At 69.0% G+C, this 13044-nt stretch carries 23 protein-coding genes, 1 tRNA gene and 1 pseudogene; 17 read left to right on the top strand and 8 right to left on the bottom strand.

Annotation, left to right across the window (positions count from 1 at the left end; translation table 11 throughout):
- Nucleotides 1-176: 176 nt before the first annotated feature.
- The 3 genes from AKJ13_RS31670 (at nt 177) to AKJ13_RS26790 (ending at nt 766) form a co-directional block, all read left to right on the top strand.
- Entirely contained in the window at nt 177-404 is a 228-nt protein-coding gene (locus AKJ13_RS31670) for an amino acid transporter (protein WP_144426403.1), read from the top strand.
- Entirely contained in the window at nt 401-523 is a 123-nt protein-coding gene (locus AKJ13_RS33195; RefSeq protein ID WP_280137133.1) for a hypothetical protein, read from the top strand. Before AKJ13_RS31670 ends, AKJ13_RS33195 begins: the two co-directional genes overlap by 4 nt.
- 150 nt (nt 524-673) lie before the next feature.
- Nucleotides 674-766 (top strand) — tRNA-Sec (locus AKJ13_RS26790).
- Between the two features lie 275 nt (nt 767-1041).
- On the opposite strand, the gene AKJ13_RS26785 is transcribed toward AKJ13_RS26790, so the two are convergent.
- Nucleotides 1042-1821: an SDR family oxidoreductase gene (locus tag AKJ13_RS26785; RefSeq protein WP_050736053.1), complete on the bottom strand. Its 780-nt coding sequence runs from the start codon at nt 1819-1821 to the stop codon at nt 1042-1044.
- Between the two features lie 189 nt (nt 1822-2010).
- Here AKJ13_RS26785 and AKJ13_RS26780 point away from each other — a divergent pair, with 189 nt between their 5' ends.
- On the top strand, nt 2011-2676 hold the full coding sequence (locus AKJ13_RS26780; protein ID WP_050736074.1) for a hypothetical protein: 666 nt from the start codon (nt 2011-2013) through the stop codon (nt 2674-2676).
- A 15-nt stretch (nt 2677-2691) separates the two neighbouring features.
- On the opposite strand, the gene AKJ13_RS32375 is transcribed toward AKJ13_RS26780, so the two are convergent.
- Nucleotides 2692-2829, bottom strand: a complete 138-nt coding sequence (locus AKJ13_RS32375; protein ID WP_200905712.1) for a hypothetical protein — start codon at nt 2827-2829, stop codon at nt 2692-2694.
- Between the two features lie 399 nt (nt 2830-3228).
- Here AKJ13_RS32375 and AKJ13_RS26775 point away from each other — a divergent pair, with 399 nt between their 5' ends.
- The 3 genes from AKJ13_RS26775 (at nt 3229) to AKJ13_RS26765 (ending at nt 4445) form a co-directional block, all read left to right on the top strand.
- Nucleotides 3229-3543, top strand: coding sequence for a hypothetical protein (locus AKJ13_RS26775; RefSeq protein ID WP_200905711.1), 315 nt, complete (start codon nt 3229-3231; stop codon nt 3541-3543).
- Nucleotides 3544-3818: 275 nt separating this feature from the next.
- Entirely contained in the window at nt 3819-4094 is a 276-nt protein-coding gene (locus AKJ13_RS26770) for a hypothetical protein (protein WP_050736052.1), read from the top strand.
- A gap of 96 nt (nt 4095-4190) precedes the next feature.
- Nucleotides 4191-4445, top strand: a complete 255-nt coding sequence (locus tag AKJ13_RS26765) for a hypothetical protein (protein ID WP_050736051.1) — start codon at nt 4191-4193, stop codon at nt 4443-4445.
- A 13-nt stretch (nt 4446-4458) separates the two neighbouring features.
- On the opposite strand, the gene AKJ13_RS26760 is transcribed toward AKJ13_RS26765, so the two are convergent.
- Both AKJ13_RS26760 and AKJ13_RS26755 read right to left on the bottom strand, forming a co-directional pair.
- Nucleotides 4459-4899, bottom strand: coding sequence for a hypothetical protein (locus AKJ13_RS26760; RefSeq protein ID WP_050736050.1), 441 nt, complete (start codon nt 4897-4899; stop codon nt 4459-4461).
- Complete coding sequence (locus AKJ13_RS26755; RefSeq protein WP_082317147.1) at nt 4896-5405, bottom strand: hypothetical protein; 510 nt, start codon at nt 5403-5405, stop codon at nt 4896-4898. The genes AKJ13_RS26760 and AKJ13_RS26755 overlap by 4 nt, the downstream gene beginning before the upstream one ends.
- Nucleotides 5406-5660: 255 nt before the next feature.
- On the opposite strand from AKJ13_RS26755, the gene AKJ13_RS26750 reads away from it, so the two are divergent.
- The 7 genes from AKJ13_RS26750 (at nt 5661) to AKJ13_RS26725 (ending at nt 8786) form a co-directional block, all read left to right on the top strand.
- Entirely contained in the window at nt 5661-6104 is a 444-nt protein-coding gene (locus tag AKJ13_RS26750) for a hypothetical protein (protein ID WP_050736049.1), read from the top strand.
- Between the two features lie 126 nt (nt 6105-6230).
- Complete coding sequence (locus AKJ13_RS26745; RefSeq protein ID WP_007558192.1) at nt 6231-6626, top strand: phage holin family protein; 396 nt, start codon at nt 6231-6233, stop codon at nt 6624-6626.
- Nucleotides 6623-7045 (top strand): DUF3618 domain-containing protein, encoded by a 423-nt coding sequence (locus AKJ13_RS26740; RefSeq protein ID WP_050736048.1) that lies wholly within the window; start codon nt 6623-6625, stop codon nt 7043-7045. The genes AKJ13_RS26745 and AKJ13_RS26740 overlap by 4 nt, the downstream gene beginning before the upstream one ends.
- Before the next feature lie 227 nt (nt 7046-7272).
- On the top strand, nt 7273-7563 hold the full coding sequence (locus AKJ13_RS26735; protein ID WP_244471750.1) for a hypothetical protein: 291 nt from the start codon (nt 7273-7275) through the stop codon (nt 7561-7563).
- A gap of 190 nt (nt 7564-7753) precedes the next feature.
- The gene (locus AKJ13_RS26730; RefSeq protein WP_050736047.1) at nt 7754-8197 is read left to right on the top strand and encodes a DMT family transporter; all 444 of its coding nucleotides are present in this window, start codon (nt 7754-7756) and stop codon (nt 8195-8197) included.
- Nucleotides 8198-8218: 21 nt separating this feature from the next.
- Nucleotides 8219-8380: a hypothetical protein gene (locus tag AKJ13_RS32005; RefSeq protein ID WP_160320632.1), complete on the top strand. Its 162-nt coding sequence runs from the start codon at nt 8219-8221 to the stop codon at nt 8378-8380.
- A gap of 103 nt (nt 8381-8483) precedes the next feature.
- A complete protein-coding gene (locus AKJ13_RS26725) occupies nt 8484-8786 on the top strand; it encodes a hypothetical protein (RefSeq protein ID WP_050736046.1) in 303 nt (100 codons plus the stop codon).
- A gap of 36 nt (nt 8787-8822) precedes the next feature.
- Here the strand turns inward: AKJ13_RS26725 and AKJ13_RS26720 are convergent, their stop codons facing one another.
- Entirely contained in the window at nt 8823-9023 is a 201-nt protein-coding gene (locus AKJ13_RS26720; protein ID WP_244424025.1) for a hypothetical protein, read from the bottom strand.
- 607 nt (nt 9024-9630) lie between these two features.
- On the opposite strand from AKJ13_RS26720, the gene AKJ13_RS26715 reads away from it, so the two are divergent.
- Both AKJ13_RS26715 and AKJ13_RS26710 read left to right on the top strand, forming a co-directional pair.
- On the top strand, nt 9631-9852 hold the full coding sequence (locus AKJ13_RS26715; RefSeq protein WP_050736045.1) for a hypothetical protein: 222 nt from the start codon (nt 9631-9633) through the stop codon (nt 9850-9852).
- 128 nt (nt 9853-9980) lie between these two features.
- Nucleotides 9981-10424 (top strand): DMT family transporter, encoded by a 444-nt coding sequence (locus AKJ13_RS26710; protein ID WP_050736044.1) that lies wholly within the window; start codon nt 9981-9983, stop codon nt 10422-10424.
- A gap of 13 nt (nt 10425-10437) precedes the next feature.
- On the opposite strand, the gene AKJ13_RS26705 is transcribed toward AKJ13_RS26710, so the two are convergent.
- Nucleotides 10438-10725 (bottom strand): hypothetical protein, encoded by a 288-nt coding sequence (locus AKJ13_RS26705; protein ID WP_050736043.1) that lies wholly within the window; start codon nt 10723-10725, stop codon nt 10438-10440.
- Between the two features lie 389 nt (nt 10726-11114).
- On the bottom strand, nt 11115-11279 hold the full coding sequence (locus AKJ13_RS32000; protein WP_160320631.1) for a hypothetical protein: 165 nt from the start codon (nt 11277-11279) through the stop codon (nt 11115-11117).
- A 423-nt stretch (nt 11280-11702) separates the two neighbouring features.
- Between AKJ13_RS32000 and AKJ13_RS26700 the strand changes: the two genes are divergently transcribed.
- Nucleotides 11703-12536 (top strand): porin family protein, encoded by an 834-nt coding sequence (locus AKJ13_RS26700; protein ID WP_050736042.1) that lies wholly within the window; start codon nt 11703-11705, stop codon nt 12534-12536.
- A gap of 285 nt (nt 12537-12821) precedes the next feature.
- On the opposite strand, the pseudogene AKJ13_RS26695 reads toward AKJ13_RS26700, so the two are convergent.
- Nucleotides 12822-13044, bottom strand: a pseudogene (locus AKJ13_RS26695) (chemotaxis protein); the annotation flags it as partial.

Below are 13044 nucleotides of genomic sequence, written 5' to 3'. Positions count from 1 at the left end.
TCGCGGCGCCGGAGAGATGGCCGGTGGTCCATTCGGCCGCATGGGTCGACGCCAGCGCAGCGCGAGCGGCGTTTCACGGTGGTCGTCTGGCCTGGCGCCGCAGACGGACTTGGCAGCCGGGCAAGCTGAGCCTTTAAATCGAGGCTCCATCCGAATGCCGTTGCATGGACTTGCTCGTGAACAAGGCCGCCCGGAACGAGCGCATCAAGATCACGGCCACTTGGTTCAACGGTGCGGCTGTCGCGGCCTTGGTGGTCGGGTGCTTCGTGCCGATCGTGGTCTTCGTGACCTCGACTGCGCACATCCCGTTGAGAAATCTCAATCTGCTGGTGAGTGCTTGGTTTTTCTTGAGTGTCAGCTTACATTGGGCTGCACGAAAAGTTCTGCGAGGGATTGAGGAATGAGCGACGGGTTTCTGTCCGCTGCCATCATAACCCCGCTGATGCTCGCGGCGACCGCCGGCTTCGTCTACTGGTTCACGAGCCGGCAGGATCGGCGCGATGCTTCGGAGCACGAGCGCTAGGATTTCGGCACCGCCCTTAAGGCGGGTGCTTCAGATCAGCGCATCGCGGGCGAGGCCGCGTTCGGACGCGTCTGGTTTTCGCGCCGTTGCGACCGTGGCGACGACGTCCATCCCTTGACCCCACCGGCACGGCCCCGTACCCCCGCCCGTGGAGGCGAACGGGGTCTGGTGGCCCCCCTGGTCTTCAAAACCAGTGGTACGCCAACAGCGTACGGTGGGTTCGATTCCCATCCGCTTCCGCCAAGCCCCCGCCCCGTTCGCAGCGAGAACCGGCTCCGCCGCACCCGCGATCCTGTCCGCCGGTAAAGGCGGTTCGCGAAGGGGGCTCCGCCTGACCTGATCGGCGCTTCGTCCAGCCAGCCCCCTGATCCTGAGGCGCTTTCGCGGAGCGGAAGCCTCGAAGGAGCCCTCCGGGGATCGTGCGGCCGGCTGGAGGCCTCCTTCGAGGCCTTCGCTGCGCTCCGTCGCCTCAGGATGAGGGGGATGGACGGAAGGGGTGGGATCGGCCGGACAAGCGCTCAGAACGTCCCGGGATAGGCCCCGCCATCCATCAGCAAATTCTGGCCGGAGATGAACCCGGCGTGCTGGCTGCACAGGAACGCGCAGGCGGCCCCGAACTCGTCCGGGTGGCCGAAGCGGCCGGCGGGGTTGTCGCGGGCCCGGGCTTCGAGAAAGGCCTGCACGCTGGTGCCGGCCTTGGCGGCGCCGGCGGCGGCGTTGCTGCGGATCCGGTCGGTGTCGAACGGGCCGGGTAGGAGGTTGTTGATCGTCACGTTGTGCCGCACCGTCTGGCGGGCGAGGCCGGCCACGAAGCCGGTCAGCCCCGAGCGGGCGCCGTTGGACAGGCCGAGATGCGCGATCGGCGCCTTCACGGCCGCCGAGGTGATGTTGACGATCCGGCCGAAGTTTCGGCCGATCATGCCGTCGACCGTTGCCTTGATGAGTTCGATCGGCGCCAGCATGTTGGCGTCGAGCGCCCGGATCCAGGCGTCGCGGTCCCAGTCGCGCAAATCCCCCGGGGGCGGGCCGCCGGCATTGTTCACCAGGATATCGGGCTCCGGGCAGGCGGCGAGCGCGGCCTCCCGGCCGGCCTCGGTGGCGATGTCGCCGGCCACCACGGTCACCGCGGCGCCGGTCTCGCGACGGATGGCCTCGGCGGTCGCCTCCAGGGTCTCCCGGGTGCGGGCCGTGATCGTCACGGCGACGCCTTCCCGGGCCAGCGCCAGGGCGCAGCCCCGGCCGAGCCCCCTACTGGCCGCGCATACGAGCGCCCGGCGCCCGCCCAATCCGAGATCCATGGATGCCTCTGAGAACCGGCCCTCGCCGCGAGGGCCTGCACGGGACGGATAACGCGCCGGGACGGCGGGCGGCAGCCGGGCCTCGATCCGCCCGCCACATGCGAAGATCGCGCGCTGATCTCGGTAATAAGCCGGAAGGAGTACTGAACTCGATGCGATGGGCCTGATTGACCGAGGATGGAGGTGGCGATGACCGTATTCCAGTCTCCCGTTCTCGGCTTCATCCTGTGCACGCTCTCGGCCGGACTGGCGGCGGCGCAGCCATCCGTCACCGGAACGGGCGGCGATCCGCTCTCCACCGAGAGGGCGCCCAACACCACCGCGCTCGGACAGACCAAGCCACCGAGCCGAGCCGCCAGCCCGGCCTCGACCAAGCCGATCGAGCGCCGGACGCCGCGTCAGGCCGCGGACGACGCGATCAGCACCCGGATCTGCATCGGCTGCCGGCCGGATCCCGCCAGCACCGGCTCCCTGCCCGAGGCCGGCCCGGCACCGGCCAAGCGCGACGTCCAGCTCGACGAACTCCGGGCCCTGGCCGAGCCCCGGCAGCAATCCGACCTTGACACCCTCCCCCTGGCCTCGGCGCATCGCGAGCAGGCGCGCTCGGCGCAGGAGAGGACCGACGGCCTCTGGCAATCCTGGCTGGTCTCGGTCTGCGATGGCTGCGGCGACCAGAAGCCGGCCCGGGCCCTGCGGCTCGAGGATTGGCCGAACCGGCAGGCCGCCGCGGCCCCGGGCGCGGCCGGCCGCACGGCATTGCCGGCCCGGGTGCGGGCCGCCGACATCGCACCGCACCGAAGCCTCGCGGTGGACCTCTCCCCGGAGAACATCACCCGCATCCGCCGCACGCCCTGAGCGGGCCCGCAGCGCTCACCAGGTGCGCAGGTCGCGCGGCGCCGCCGTTTCCGGCAGCTCCTCGAGGGACGGGGCGACGAACCCGGCCCAGAGCAGGGCGGCGACGCCGGTCAGGAGTGGCGCGGTGATGCTGAGGACGAGGCTGAGGGTCACGGCGGCCTGCGCGATCGACAGTTTCGAGTTGGGCGAATGCAGAATTCATAGACGAGAATGTGTTTTCGCCGCATTAAGATGGAGGGTCGTTTTGAGGCGGACTGATAAAACCGTCCTTGGATGGCCGCGGCCCGGCGCCGAGGGCCCGCACAGTCCCTGTCTTCGATACGGCGTTCGGTGCCATCAGTCGGGCGTACCAAGTAACCGGATGGACAGCCCACCTTTCAAATGGGTGCTGAGACGGGAACGACAGACGATCGATCGATTTTTCGTCAAAGTGTCGGAATTTCCAGAACCTTTCGGTTTCATGGCCAAGAATTCATGCAGCTTCCGCCCCTCGACCAAGTTGTCGAGCTGCAATACCCATCGTCGGGTCTTGAGCTATCGAGTCGAGCAGCCATGAACAGATTGCGTGCCATCCTCGTCGGCGTCGCCCTGGCGGCGGTGCCGCTCGCCAGTGCGAACGCGATGCCGATCCTCGCCGACCCCGGGGGTGGGCCGTCCGTCACGCTGGTGGCGGGCGGTTGCGGTCCCGGGGCCTGGCGGGGGCCCTGGGGCCATTGCCGGAATACGCCCTATGTCGGGCGGCTTCCCGGCGGCTGGTATCAGGCCCGGGCCGGGAACGGCTGCCCGCCCGGTTATTGGCGCGGCCCCTGGGGCCATTGCCGCAACACGCCATATCACGGCCGGCTGCCCGGCGGCGGGTTCCGTTAGAAGACGCTGCGTTCGCGCCAGGTCCCTGAGACTTCGGGCCGCCCCCATCCGGGGCGGCCTTTTTCGTGTCCGGCCTCCGAAGCGCGGGGGTACCGGCGAGGCGGGCGAGCAAGGCTCCCCCTCCCGCCCCGCCGGTACTGGCCTGCGTGGGGGGTACGCAGGTCAGTAATTTACGCCTATCATTCCGGCTATGGAGTTGCCAATCAGCGGTTTATACCGATCGATATAGCACAGAGCGCTAATTGCCCGCCTCTGTACTGCGTTGAGATGATTTCATGGCGACCCTTTTTACGGATCCGCTCGGCCGGCAGCTGTTGAGCCTGCTCACCGCGGATCACGGCCTGCCCGGCGATCCGGAACGCCGGGTGCTCCGGGACGCGTTGCAGCAGCTCCAGCTGCGCGCCCAGGCCCAGGATGCGCCGCGCTCGGTGCGCATGGCGATCCGCGCCGCCCTCTCGGCGCTCCGGGCGGAGTTCCCGCCCTCTTGCCAGCCTTCTTGCGAGCCCCCCTGCCCGCCCCCGCCGCCATCGAACGCGCCGTTCGGCCCGTGATCCGCGCCCGGCCGGGGCGTTCGGCACGCTTCATCGGGCTGTTACAACCCGGAAGTAGAGGCATCCGGCGTGACGTCATCTCAGGAGCGCAGGCGGATGCCGGCCCATTATTGTATTAACCCGCTCGATCCGTATGCCGAGCAGGAAGTGCTGGTCATTTACGACGAGCATCGGCCGTTCGTCTCGATCCGCTCTGCGGTCGACGAAGAGGGCTACGACATCCTGAGCGACCTCTCCGAGGATTGCGTCCGCATCCTGCAGCTCGAGATCGCCGTGTATCACGGCCACAGCGAGCCCTATGCCTGGGCGCAGCACGCGGTCGACGTCGTGGCGGCGCCCGCTGCCGCGTGAGGCCGGCTTCCCGTCAGGGCCGGGTTGGCTCGACGGCGAGCGCCCCGAACTCGCTGACCATGCATTCGTGCATGCGCCGCAGCCACATATGCGCCTCCGTGGCGCGGGCTTCCGCCCGGTCGGCGCGCTCGGCCGCCAAGCGGACCTGCTCCTCGGCCCGCTCCGCGCGGGCGACCGCCTCGCGCATCGTCGCCTCGGCATGACGGGCCCGGTCCTCGGACGCCCGCGCCGCCGCATCGGCCTCGCGGACGGAGCGCTGCGCGTCCCGGACCGAGTCCCGCGCGCGCTTCTGCATCTCGCGGACCCGGGCGGCGACGCCCCGGACGGCCAGCAGGGAGGCCGACCAATCCTCGTCCTCGGCGGCAGAGGCCTCGGGGCCGGAGAACAGCGCGACCACCCGGTCCACCGGGTCGCTCTCCGGATGGGCTGCCGTCGCGCGGGCCGAGCTGCTCATGCCGCGGCCTGATCGGTCAGGCCGGTAAACTCGGACATGATCGCGTCCTGGACGCGGGCCAGCCATTCTTCGGCGTGACGGGCGCGCTCCTCCGCCGCCCGGGCGCGGGCCTCGGCCGCCTTCGCGCGCTCTTCGGCGGCCATCACCTGCGCCTCGGCGCGGACCTGCGCGTCCCGCGCCTGGACCTCGGCGATGCGGGCCCGTTCGTTCGAGGCCGTGATGTCGTCGCGGACCCGCTCCAGAACGTGCTCGATCCGCTCCTCGCGCTCGCGGGCCTGGGCCTCGACCTCCCGGGCCTGGCGGGCCGCGGCCTGGACCCGGTGGATCAGCGCATCCCAATCCTGCGGCGAGGATTGCGGCGTCGGCAGCGGGGCCTGCTCGTTCAGCGACGAGACCACCCGCAGGACGTTGCCGAGATTGGCCTCCGGCCCGGCATTCGGCTCGCGCTTCGGCTTGTCGGTGGCGCGGAAGCGCGGGTCGTTCAAAAGCCGCTGCAGCTCGCTCACGGGGCGCCCTCTCCCTGATGGTAGACTGGGATGCGATTAAACTGTCTGCATTGATTAACAAATGGTTAAAATCAAGTTCGCCCGGTTGGGGTTTGTTAACGCGGGCTGCGCGGTTGCTGGAATTCGGCCGGCCCGAACGCGCACGGGCGGCCCCGTCCGCGACATCGGGATACCCGCCACCGGCACGGGGCGGCGGAACCGTATCGGGCGGTTCCTGTTCCTCACAGGACGGGATCGGCTTGGAGGAACGAACTGATGCGGAACGGTGCCCAGGATCGAGGCCCGGCCGCTTCCGGTCCGGACCAGAACGCGGCGCGCGGGTTCACCGCCGCCCTGCGCGAGCAGGCGCAGGACTACACCGGCAAGCGCAAGGCCGACGCGGCTCGGGTCGTCTCGGATGTCGGGGACGCCATCCGGGGCACGGGAGCCAGCTTCGACGGGCTGCCGCAGCTCAAAGCCTTCTTCGATCAGGCCGCCCTCGGCGTCGACGAGCTGGCCGAGGACATCGGCCGCCGCTCGTTCAGCGAGATGTACGACGAGGTCCAGGCCGCGGCCCGGCGCCGCCCGGCCCTGACCGCGGCAGCCGCCATGCTGGCCGGCTTCGCGCTCTACCGGCTCATCAACGCGCCCGGAATCCGGCCGGTGCCGCGCTCGCGGGCCTTGGTCCCGGTCGACGTCCTGCCGACGCCGGACATCTAGAGCGCTCGGCAACGGCCCTGGGCCACGCCCCGGATCCGGGCGCGAGGCGTCGACCCACAATGATGGAACGCGCTGTCGTCGTCGGGCCGCCCACCCCGGCGCCGACGGGCGCTTGAGGAGGACAGGATGGCCGAGCCCGGCATACGCAGCATCCCGACCCTCGTCGGCGATGCGGTTCGCGAGTTGCGCGACCTCGTCGCGGACGAGTTGGCCCTGTTCCGGGCCGAGATGGCCCAGGGCGTCCACCGGATCTCGCTTGGTCTCACCCTGCTCATCGCGGCGGCGGTCCTGGCCATCACCGGGCTCTTCACCCTGCTGCTGGCCTTGGTGAAGGGCATCGCCGTCCTGGTGCAGTCGGATGCCCTCGCCGCTCTGATTGTGGGCGGCACCTTCCTGGTGCTCGCCCTGGGGCTGGGTCTGTATGGACGCAGCAAGGCGTCGCTCTCAGGTCTTGAGCCGACCCGGACGGGACGGCAGATCAAGCAGGACGCACAGATTCTCACGGAGCGCAGGGACGTATGAACAACTCGGCGGATGAACTCGAGCAGGATGTGGAGGCGAGCCGCGGGCGCCTGGATCGCACGCTGGGCGATCTGCAGGCCCGGTTCCAGGGGCCCGGCGTGCCCCGGGATCTCGCCGACCTCAAACGGTCGGGACAGGCAGCCGGCGAGGCGGTCGAGCGCTTCGTCGCCGACGTGCGCGTCAATCCCGTGCCGGCGCTCCTGATCGCCGCCGGGGTCGGCCTGCTGGTCTACGACGTGTTCCGCTCGGCGCGCCGGCGCGCAGCCCTGACCCCGGTCGGCGCTTACAGGGGCTCTCAGGCGGCGGACGATCGCGGCCTGGCCGAGAACCAGCCGGACCGGATGCAGGCGCGGCTCGACGAGGGCCTGGAGGAGAGTTTTCCGGGCAGCGATCCCGTCTCGGTGCGGATCACCAAATAGCCCGGCCCGGTCGCCTGGCCGGCCGGGGCGTGGATCGCCCCCGGTCGTCGGCCGAGCGCGTTCCGGTCTTCGACCGGACTCCGCTGGGTATTCAGCGGAATCTGCTTTCGATCCGCGCCCGATCGTTATGAAATCGGGTGGGGATCGCAGATGGTCGTGGAACACGTCCGCACCCGAACCGGTATTCACCTCGGCGGCGCGCATCCGAGCGGCGTAGGGGGCCTGACATGACCGACATGGACCTCCACGGCGTTATCGAAACCGAGGCGGAGGTCGATCCCCGGGCGGCCAAGATGCCGGAGGTTCTGCGCCTCGCAACCGCGCTGGCGGAGCAGATGCTGGCCTCGCAGATCATGGGGCGCGCGATCTCAGGCGAACAATTCACCGCTCTGGTGAGTGCCGCTCGCCTCCTTCAGGATAATAACGTGCCCTGGCCGCCGCTCGTCCAGGAAGTCGTCCACGAATTGGCCGAGCGGATGAACGCTGTCGGATCGGAGCCGGACGGCGCCGCGGTCTGACGGGCGCGTCGCGCGCCGTCCCGTGCGACGGGCGGGCGCAAGGTGACTAGATACTCCGTGCGCTGCTGGCGGATGCGGGCTTCCACCCGTCGCGCAGACGGGGCGCGAGACGCGAAAGCCGTCGACATCCACGGGATGTCCCGGTCCCGGTCGGCCCAACCATCCGGTGTCACAGATCGAGAGCCCAGCGATGTGGTACCTTTACGGCTTCGTGCTTCTCGCCGGCGTCGCCAATGCCGTTCAGGCGGGGCAGAACGGGGCGCTCTCCAAGGGGCTGGCCGAGTCGTTGACCGCCGGCCTGGTGGTGGCGGCCGGGACCGCCACCTGCATCCTCGTGGTCGGCCTGCTCTCCGGCAAGCTCACATGGCCGACGGCGGCCCAGGCGCTGGCGATGCCGTGGTGGGCATGGTTCGGCGGGATTCTCGGCGGTTGCATCATCCTGGCGCAGTTCATAGTGGCGCGTCGGATCGGCGCCGCGCCGTTCCTCGGTCTCCTGGTCACCTCGGGCGTGGTCACCTCGATCGTGCTCGACCATTTCGGCTGGGTCGGCTTCGATCGGCATGCCGCCAGCCTCTGGCGGATCCTCGGCGGGCTCCTGATGGTCGCCGGCGTGGCGCTGGTCGCCGCATTCTGAGCGGGCAGCGGCCCCCTCCGGGTGATTGGCCACGCCGACGCTCCGGAACAGGCCCCCCGGCGCGGGGTTGCTCCTGAGACGCACAAGGAGAACGCGATGCTGACGGGTGGTTTGCTGTGGCTGATCGGGGTGCCGATCCCCGTCCTCATCCTGATCTGGTTCTTCTTCCTGCGGGGGCGCTGAGGCGCGCCGGAACGACGCTTCGGACCTGCGCCCGATCGCGTGCAGGTCCGGCCCACGGCATCCACCGCCTCGACATGCCCACCCCTACGGTTCCTCTGCCCCCATGCGCCTCGCCCTCCCCGCCCTCCCCTTCATCGTCGCTGCCGGTGGGGCGGTCGCGCAGCAATCGCTGCCGACGGTCCCTGAACTCCTGACCGCGGAGGCGAAGGCCGCCCTGGCCTGCGAGAGCGGGGGCGATCCCGCCATCATCCGGGAGCAGTGCCGGCTGCGCGATCGCCTGAGCGGACGCTTGGCCCAGGCCGGCTATTGCTGGGGCCGCAAAGGGCAGACCGACGAGAAGAAGGAGTGGCACGCCTGCCAACCCGACTCGATCTTCGAGGACGATATCGAGGCGGTGCAGCGCTGAGCGTTTCAGCCTTCACTTGAGGCGATCCGGATTAAATCACCCGATCGCCGCCGGGTGGCGGCGCGGTTCGCCCTTGTAGTGGCGCGGGATCAGCGGGCAGCCGTCGTGCACGCGGAAATGGGACAGCGATGTGCGCCGCACCGCGGTGTAGCCGCCCTGGATCATCAGGCGCCCGAAGCAGGCCGGGCAGCGCTTGAGCGCATCGCGATGGCGGGCCTGCGCCTCGTCGGCCGTCATGGCCACCCAGGCCCCCTCGACGGAGACTTCGCAGGTCGGGGGTCCGGGCTTTACCATGAGGCGACGATGCCGTCGGGTGGCGCAGCGCGCCAGCGCAAGCGCGCCACAGCGGGCCGACGATTGACGTGCAGGTTGTGCTGCAAAGCGTCGCGGCAAGACCGCTCGGCCCGCTGCCATCTCAGCCGCCCGAAGTCATTCGCGGACCGACGGATCACGATGCACGCGATGGAGCGCCGGTTATTTCTGGGTCGGCCGCACCTTGATACACAGCAGGATGCGCTGGATGTGGTTGCGCAGCTTGTCTTTACTATCGGATATTGCTCCGGAGCTCTTGGCAGAGTCCGGCTTATCACACGTCGACATGGCAAGTGCCCCAAGAAAGGAGCGCCAACTCAGCGGGCCTTAGGGCCTTGGTTCGGAAGGCGATCGCGAGTAGCTCTAATGGATTGCATCGCCAAAATCTCGAAATAATTGCAACTCGTCCGGCCAATTCAGGTTTGAGATATTTTAAGGTTTATCGTTGTTTCTGAATGCTGCTGTGCCGTTCCGCACGACGTAGCCGAATGCATAGACCCGCACGCGGGGTCGGATCAGGGAGACGTGCTCGGTGGCTGAACGCTTCTACTTCGACATCGAGAACGGCCAGGCGTCGATCCGTGACGAGGAAGGTGTCGAGGCAGCCAGCGTGGAACAAGCCTTGGACGAGGCCCGGAGCGTGATCCGGGAGATGTTCGCCGAGTTGACCGACGCCAATCCCGACCAAACCTGGACCCTAATCGTGCGGGATGCGTCCGGATCCGTGGTCGGACGCCTTCCGATCAAGCCATAGGGTCTGGCCGAACGATCGAGCCGAGCAAGCTTCCTGCGCTGAGGACCGTGCCCGCTCGCCGCTGGGGCGCGTCAAAACTGCGCGGCCGCCCGTGGGAGCTTGGCCGCCTGCTCAGGTGCTAGCGGAGCATGTGGTATCTTTACGGACTCACGATCCTCGCCGGCTTGGCGAACGCCATCCAGCCCGGCCAGAACGCGACGCTGTCGAAATCCCTCGGCTTGCCGATCACGGCCGCGTTGCTGACGCTGCTCGTCAGCACGGCCGCCCTTCTCGTGGGCGGCCTGGCGCTGGGCAAGCTCGAGATACCGAGCGGGCAACAATTGGTGCAGGTGCCCTGGTGGGCCTGGCTCGGCGGCTTCCTCAGCGTCCTGCTGATCCTGGCCCAGCTCTACGCGTCACCGACCATCGGCGCCGCGTCGTTCCTCGGCATCATCGTCACGGTGGGCGTGGTCGCGTCGATCGTGCTCGACAATTACGGATGGGTCGGCTTCGCCGTGCACCCGGCCAGCCTGTGGCGGATCCTCGGGGCCATCCTGATGACCGCCGGCGTGGCTTTGGTCGCCCTGTTCTGATCGCCGGCCGATCTCACCCCGGATCCGTTCCTGCGAGGATTTCGGCTGCGTATCGGGCGCGTCCGGAACCGTCGCCCGGCATGCCGGTGCGGGCGCACCACGCCGTGAATGCCGCGACCTCGATCGGCACGCGCACGACCGCGACGCCGCTGCGTTGCACCTCGCGCTCCATCTGCTCCGTGGCGATCCGCCAGGTCTCGTAGTGAGGCGGCAGCTTCGCCCCGTCGGGAAGGCTGGCGCGCAGGGCATCGTAATGCTCCTCGGCGTACCAGGGCAGACCGACGTGGCGCGGGCGGCTCATGACAGATTCGCAACCGGGTGAGGGCGGACAAGCGCGGGACCGACCGCACCGCAGCCGGGCTCGCATTCCTCAACGGCCAAGCATGTGGCTTGGTTCTGCCGAAATAGCTGCCCCGGCGATCGCTCGGCTACCTGCCGCCAAGCCATGGTGTGGAAGCGCACCTGAGGGCGAAAAACGCGGCACTTATGCACCCGCCGACACCCTGAGGCTGGTTGCCGGTCGCAGGCCTCGCTCTTAAGTCCGCTGCGCGCGATCGCGACGGCGTCGTGGTCGCGCCACCCTTCCCAAGAGTGTCTCCTCCCAAGACTTCGGGCCGCCCCCTCGGGGGTGGCCTTTTTTGTCTCGGCAGCCCGACCGAGGATTGGGCGGCCTGCGCTCTCTCGGACGGTCTACTCGCCGGCCTCGGCCGTCCGCGCGACCGCCCCGCCGCGCGCGAAGGAATTGTCGGCCGCCTGCGTCAGCTCCCGGCGGGCGACAACGTCCGCCAAAGCCAACAGGATACCCATGAGCCCCAGAACCAGGACGGCACGACGAAGAATCGGTCGATTGGACATAAGCGGCATCCAGAGACGTCGGCCTGTCTAGCAGAGGCCTCGAGGATCGGCTGCCGCTCCCGGGTCACAGTGGGTACGGAATGCGAACGCTGCCGATCGCATCGGGCACCGGCGGGCACGGCGAGGAGCGGGGTTTCGCGCCCCGCGCGCAGGTCAGCAGGGCCAGGCCGCTGACGTGCTCTGTCGCCCTTCGGCAACACCGGCCCGTCAATCACCCGCGCTGCCGCAACCGATGCCCGGCTGCAGAGTTGTCGCGCTCGGGTCAGTATCTTTCAGGCATGTCCGTCGCGCGGCAGATATTTACCGAAGGTTTACTATGGCAGCCCCCGTCGTTACCCGGCGGTGTGTCCGTAAAACTACAGCTTTCTCGCCGACGGATTGGTAGTCATGGCGTCAGATTTCACGCCCTGGATTACCGCACACATGACCAAGCTCATCGCCTCCCTGGCCGCCTTCACTGCCCTGACCGGCGCTGCTGCCGCCGCCGACCTGCCGCGTCGCGCCGCCCCGCCGCCCGTCTTCACCCCGGTGCCCGTGTTCACCTGGACCGGCTTCTACGCTGGTTTCAACGCCGGCTACGCCTTCGACGCCAGCAGCCGCTCGAACAACTCCACCTTCGGCGTGCCCTTCCCCTACGCCGCCCCCGGCACCACCGCCACCTTCAGCAACCGCAGCCAGGACGGCTTCTCCGGCGGCGCCCAGGTCGGCTACAACGTCCAGTTCACCCCGGGCTCGGGCGTGGTCGTCGGCATCGAGGCCGACGCCCAGTACCTCGACTTCGGCCGCGGCCGGAACAACGCCTTCGTGAGCGGCGCCGTCGCCCCGGGCTACTACGTCACCGACCCGCGCGGCCTGTCGAGCCTCGACTACTTCGGTACCGTGCGCGGCCGCCTCGGCTACGCCTTCGACCGCACCCTCGTGTACGGCACCGGCGGCTTCGCCTACGGCTCGGGCAGCGCTGACCGTTCGTTCGGTGGTTTCGCCGGCAACGACAGCTTCCGCACCGGCTACGCCGTCGGCGGCGGCGTCGAGTTCGCCCTGCCCACCGAGTCGTTCCTGAACTTCTTCCGCTCGTCGGCCGTGACGTTCAAGATCGAAGGTCTGTACGTCAACCTGGAGCGCGGTACCCGCAACCAGGGCGCCCTGGTGGTCAACGCCGCCAACCTCGTCCCGGTCGCCTACAGCAACGTCGGCCGCCGCGACGACGAGTTCGCAGTGGTCCGCGCCGGCCTGAACTACAAGTTCGGCTCGTACTAAGACCCAACACCCGCCCGGCCTTCGGGCCGGGCCCGGTCAGGGACAGCCAAGAACGCGCTCGCGCCTTCTGACAGGCCGATCTCTCCAGGCTGACCGCAAGGTCCGCACCACCCCAGAAGCACGCGCTTCTGGGGTTTTTCGTTTGCCGGTGGCACGGCCGGCCTATCCCGGATGGCCCCCGCTACCGGCTCCCCGCGAAGCCCGTGGCGATGTTCGGCCGCGACGCGAAGGCACCGCCTGTCCGATGGCCTCGCACCGCCCGGATCGCCCGATCCGCAGCCCCCTTCAGTGCCGGTAGCGTTCGGCCAGGGCCATGAGGGCCTGGGCGAGTTCGGTGAGGTTGGCCGAGGCCGCCTCGACCTCGCGGGTGCCGGCCGCCGTCTGCTGGCTGGCCTGGCGGATGTTCTGCAGCGCCCCCATCACCTGCTCGATCCCGAGCTGCTGCTGGTTGGTCGAGGCCACGATCTGCTGGAAGGTCTGGACGTTCTCCTCAACCCGCGCCGTGATC

This window comes from Methylobacterium sp. ARG-1 (assembly GCF_001262595.1).
Lineage (GTDB): Bacteria > Pseudomonadota > Alphaproteobacteria > Rhizobiales > Beijerinckiaceae > Methylobacterium > Methylobacterium brachiatum.
This window is presented reverse-complemented; position numbering and strand designations above follow the sequence as displayed.

Coding starts and splice junctions, on each gene's coding strand:
- AKJ13_RS26720 (WP_244424025.1), bottom strand. CDS start 9,023: ATGACGGCCGACGAGGCGCAGGCCCGCCATCGCGATGCGCTCAAGCGC.
- AKJ13_RS26730 (WP_050736047.1), top strand. CDS start 7,754: ATGTGGTACCTTTACGGCTTCGTGCTTCTCGCCGGCGTCGCCAATGCC.
- AKJ13_RS26770 (WP_050736052.1), top strand. CDS start 3,819: ATGGCGACCCTTTTTACGGATCCGCTCGGCCGGCAGCTGTTGAGCCTG.
- AKJ13_RS26780 (WP_050736074.1), top strand. CDS start 2,011: ATGACCGTATTCCAGTCTCCCGTTCTCGGCTTCATCCTGTGCACGCTC.
- AKJ13_RS26700 (WP_050736042.1), top strand. CDS start 11,703: ATGACCAAGCTCATCGCCTCCCTGGCCGCCTTCACTGCCCTGACCGGC.
- AKJ13_RS26760 (WP_050736050.1), bottom strand. CDS start 4,899: ATGAGCAGCTCGGCCCGCGCGACGGCAGCCCATCCGGAGAGCGACCCG.
- AKJ13_RS26765 (WP_050736051.1), top strand. CDS start 4,191: ATGCCGGCCCATTATTGTATTAACCCGCTCGATCCGTATGCCGAGCAG.
- AKJ13_RS26705 (WP_050736043.1), bottom strand. CDS start 10,725: ATGAGCCGCCCGCGCCACGTCGGTCTGCCCTGGTACGCCGAGGAGCAT.
- AKJ13_RS26785 (WP_050736053.1), bottom strand. CDS start 1,821: ATGGATCTCGGATTGGGCGGGCGCCGGGCGCTCGTATGCGCGGCCAGT.
- AKJ13_RS32000 (WP_160320631.1), bottom strand. CDS start 11,279: ATGTCCAATCGACCGATTCTTCGTCGTGCCGTCCTGGTTCTGGGGCTC.
- AKJ13_RS33195 (WP_280137133.1), top strand. CDS start 401: ATGAGCGACGGGTTTCTGTCCGCTGCCATCATAACCCCGCTGATGCTC.
- AKJ13_RS26745 (WP_007558192.1), top strand. CDS start 6,231: ATGGCCGAGCCCGGCATACGCAGCATCCCGACCCTCGTCGGCGATGCG.
- AKJ13_RS26775 (WP_200905711.1), top strand. CDS start 3,229: ATGAACAGATTGCGTGCCATCCTCGTCGGCGTCGCCCTGGCGGCGGTG.
- AKJ13_RS26750 (WP_050736049.1), top strand. CDS start 5,661: ATGCGGAACGGTGCCCAGGATCGAGGCCCGGCCGCTTCCGGTCCGGAC.
- AKJ13_RS26735 (WP_244471750.1), top strand. CDS start 7,273: ATGACCGACATGGACCTCCACGGCGTTATCGAAACCGAGGCGGAGGTC.
- AKJ13_RS26740 (WP_050736048.1), top strand. CDS start 6,623: ATGAACAACTCGGCGGATGAACTCGAGCAGGATGTGGAGGCGAGCCGC.
- AKJ13_RS26710 (WP_050736044.1), top strand. CDS start 9,981: ATGTGGTATCTTTACGGACTCACGATCCTCGCCGGCTTGGCGAACGCC.
- AKJ13_RS26725 (WP_050736046.1), top strand. CDS start 8,484: ATGCGCCTCGCCCTCCCCGCCCTCCCCTTCATCGTCGCTGCCGGTGGG.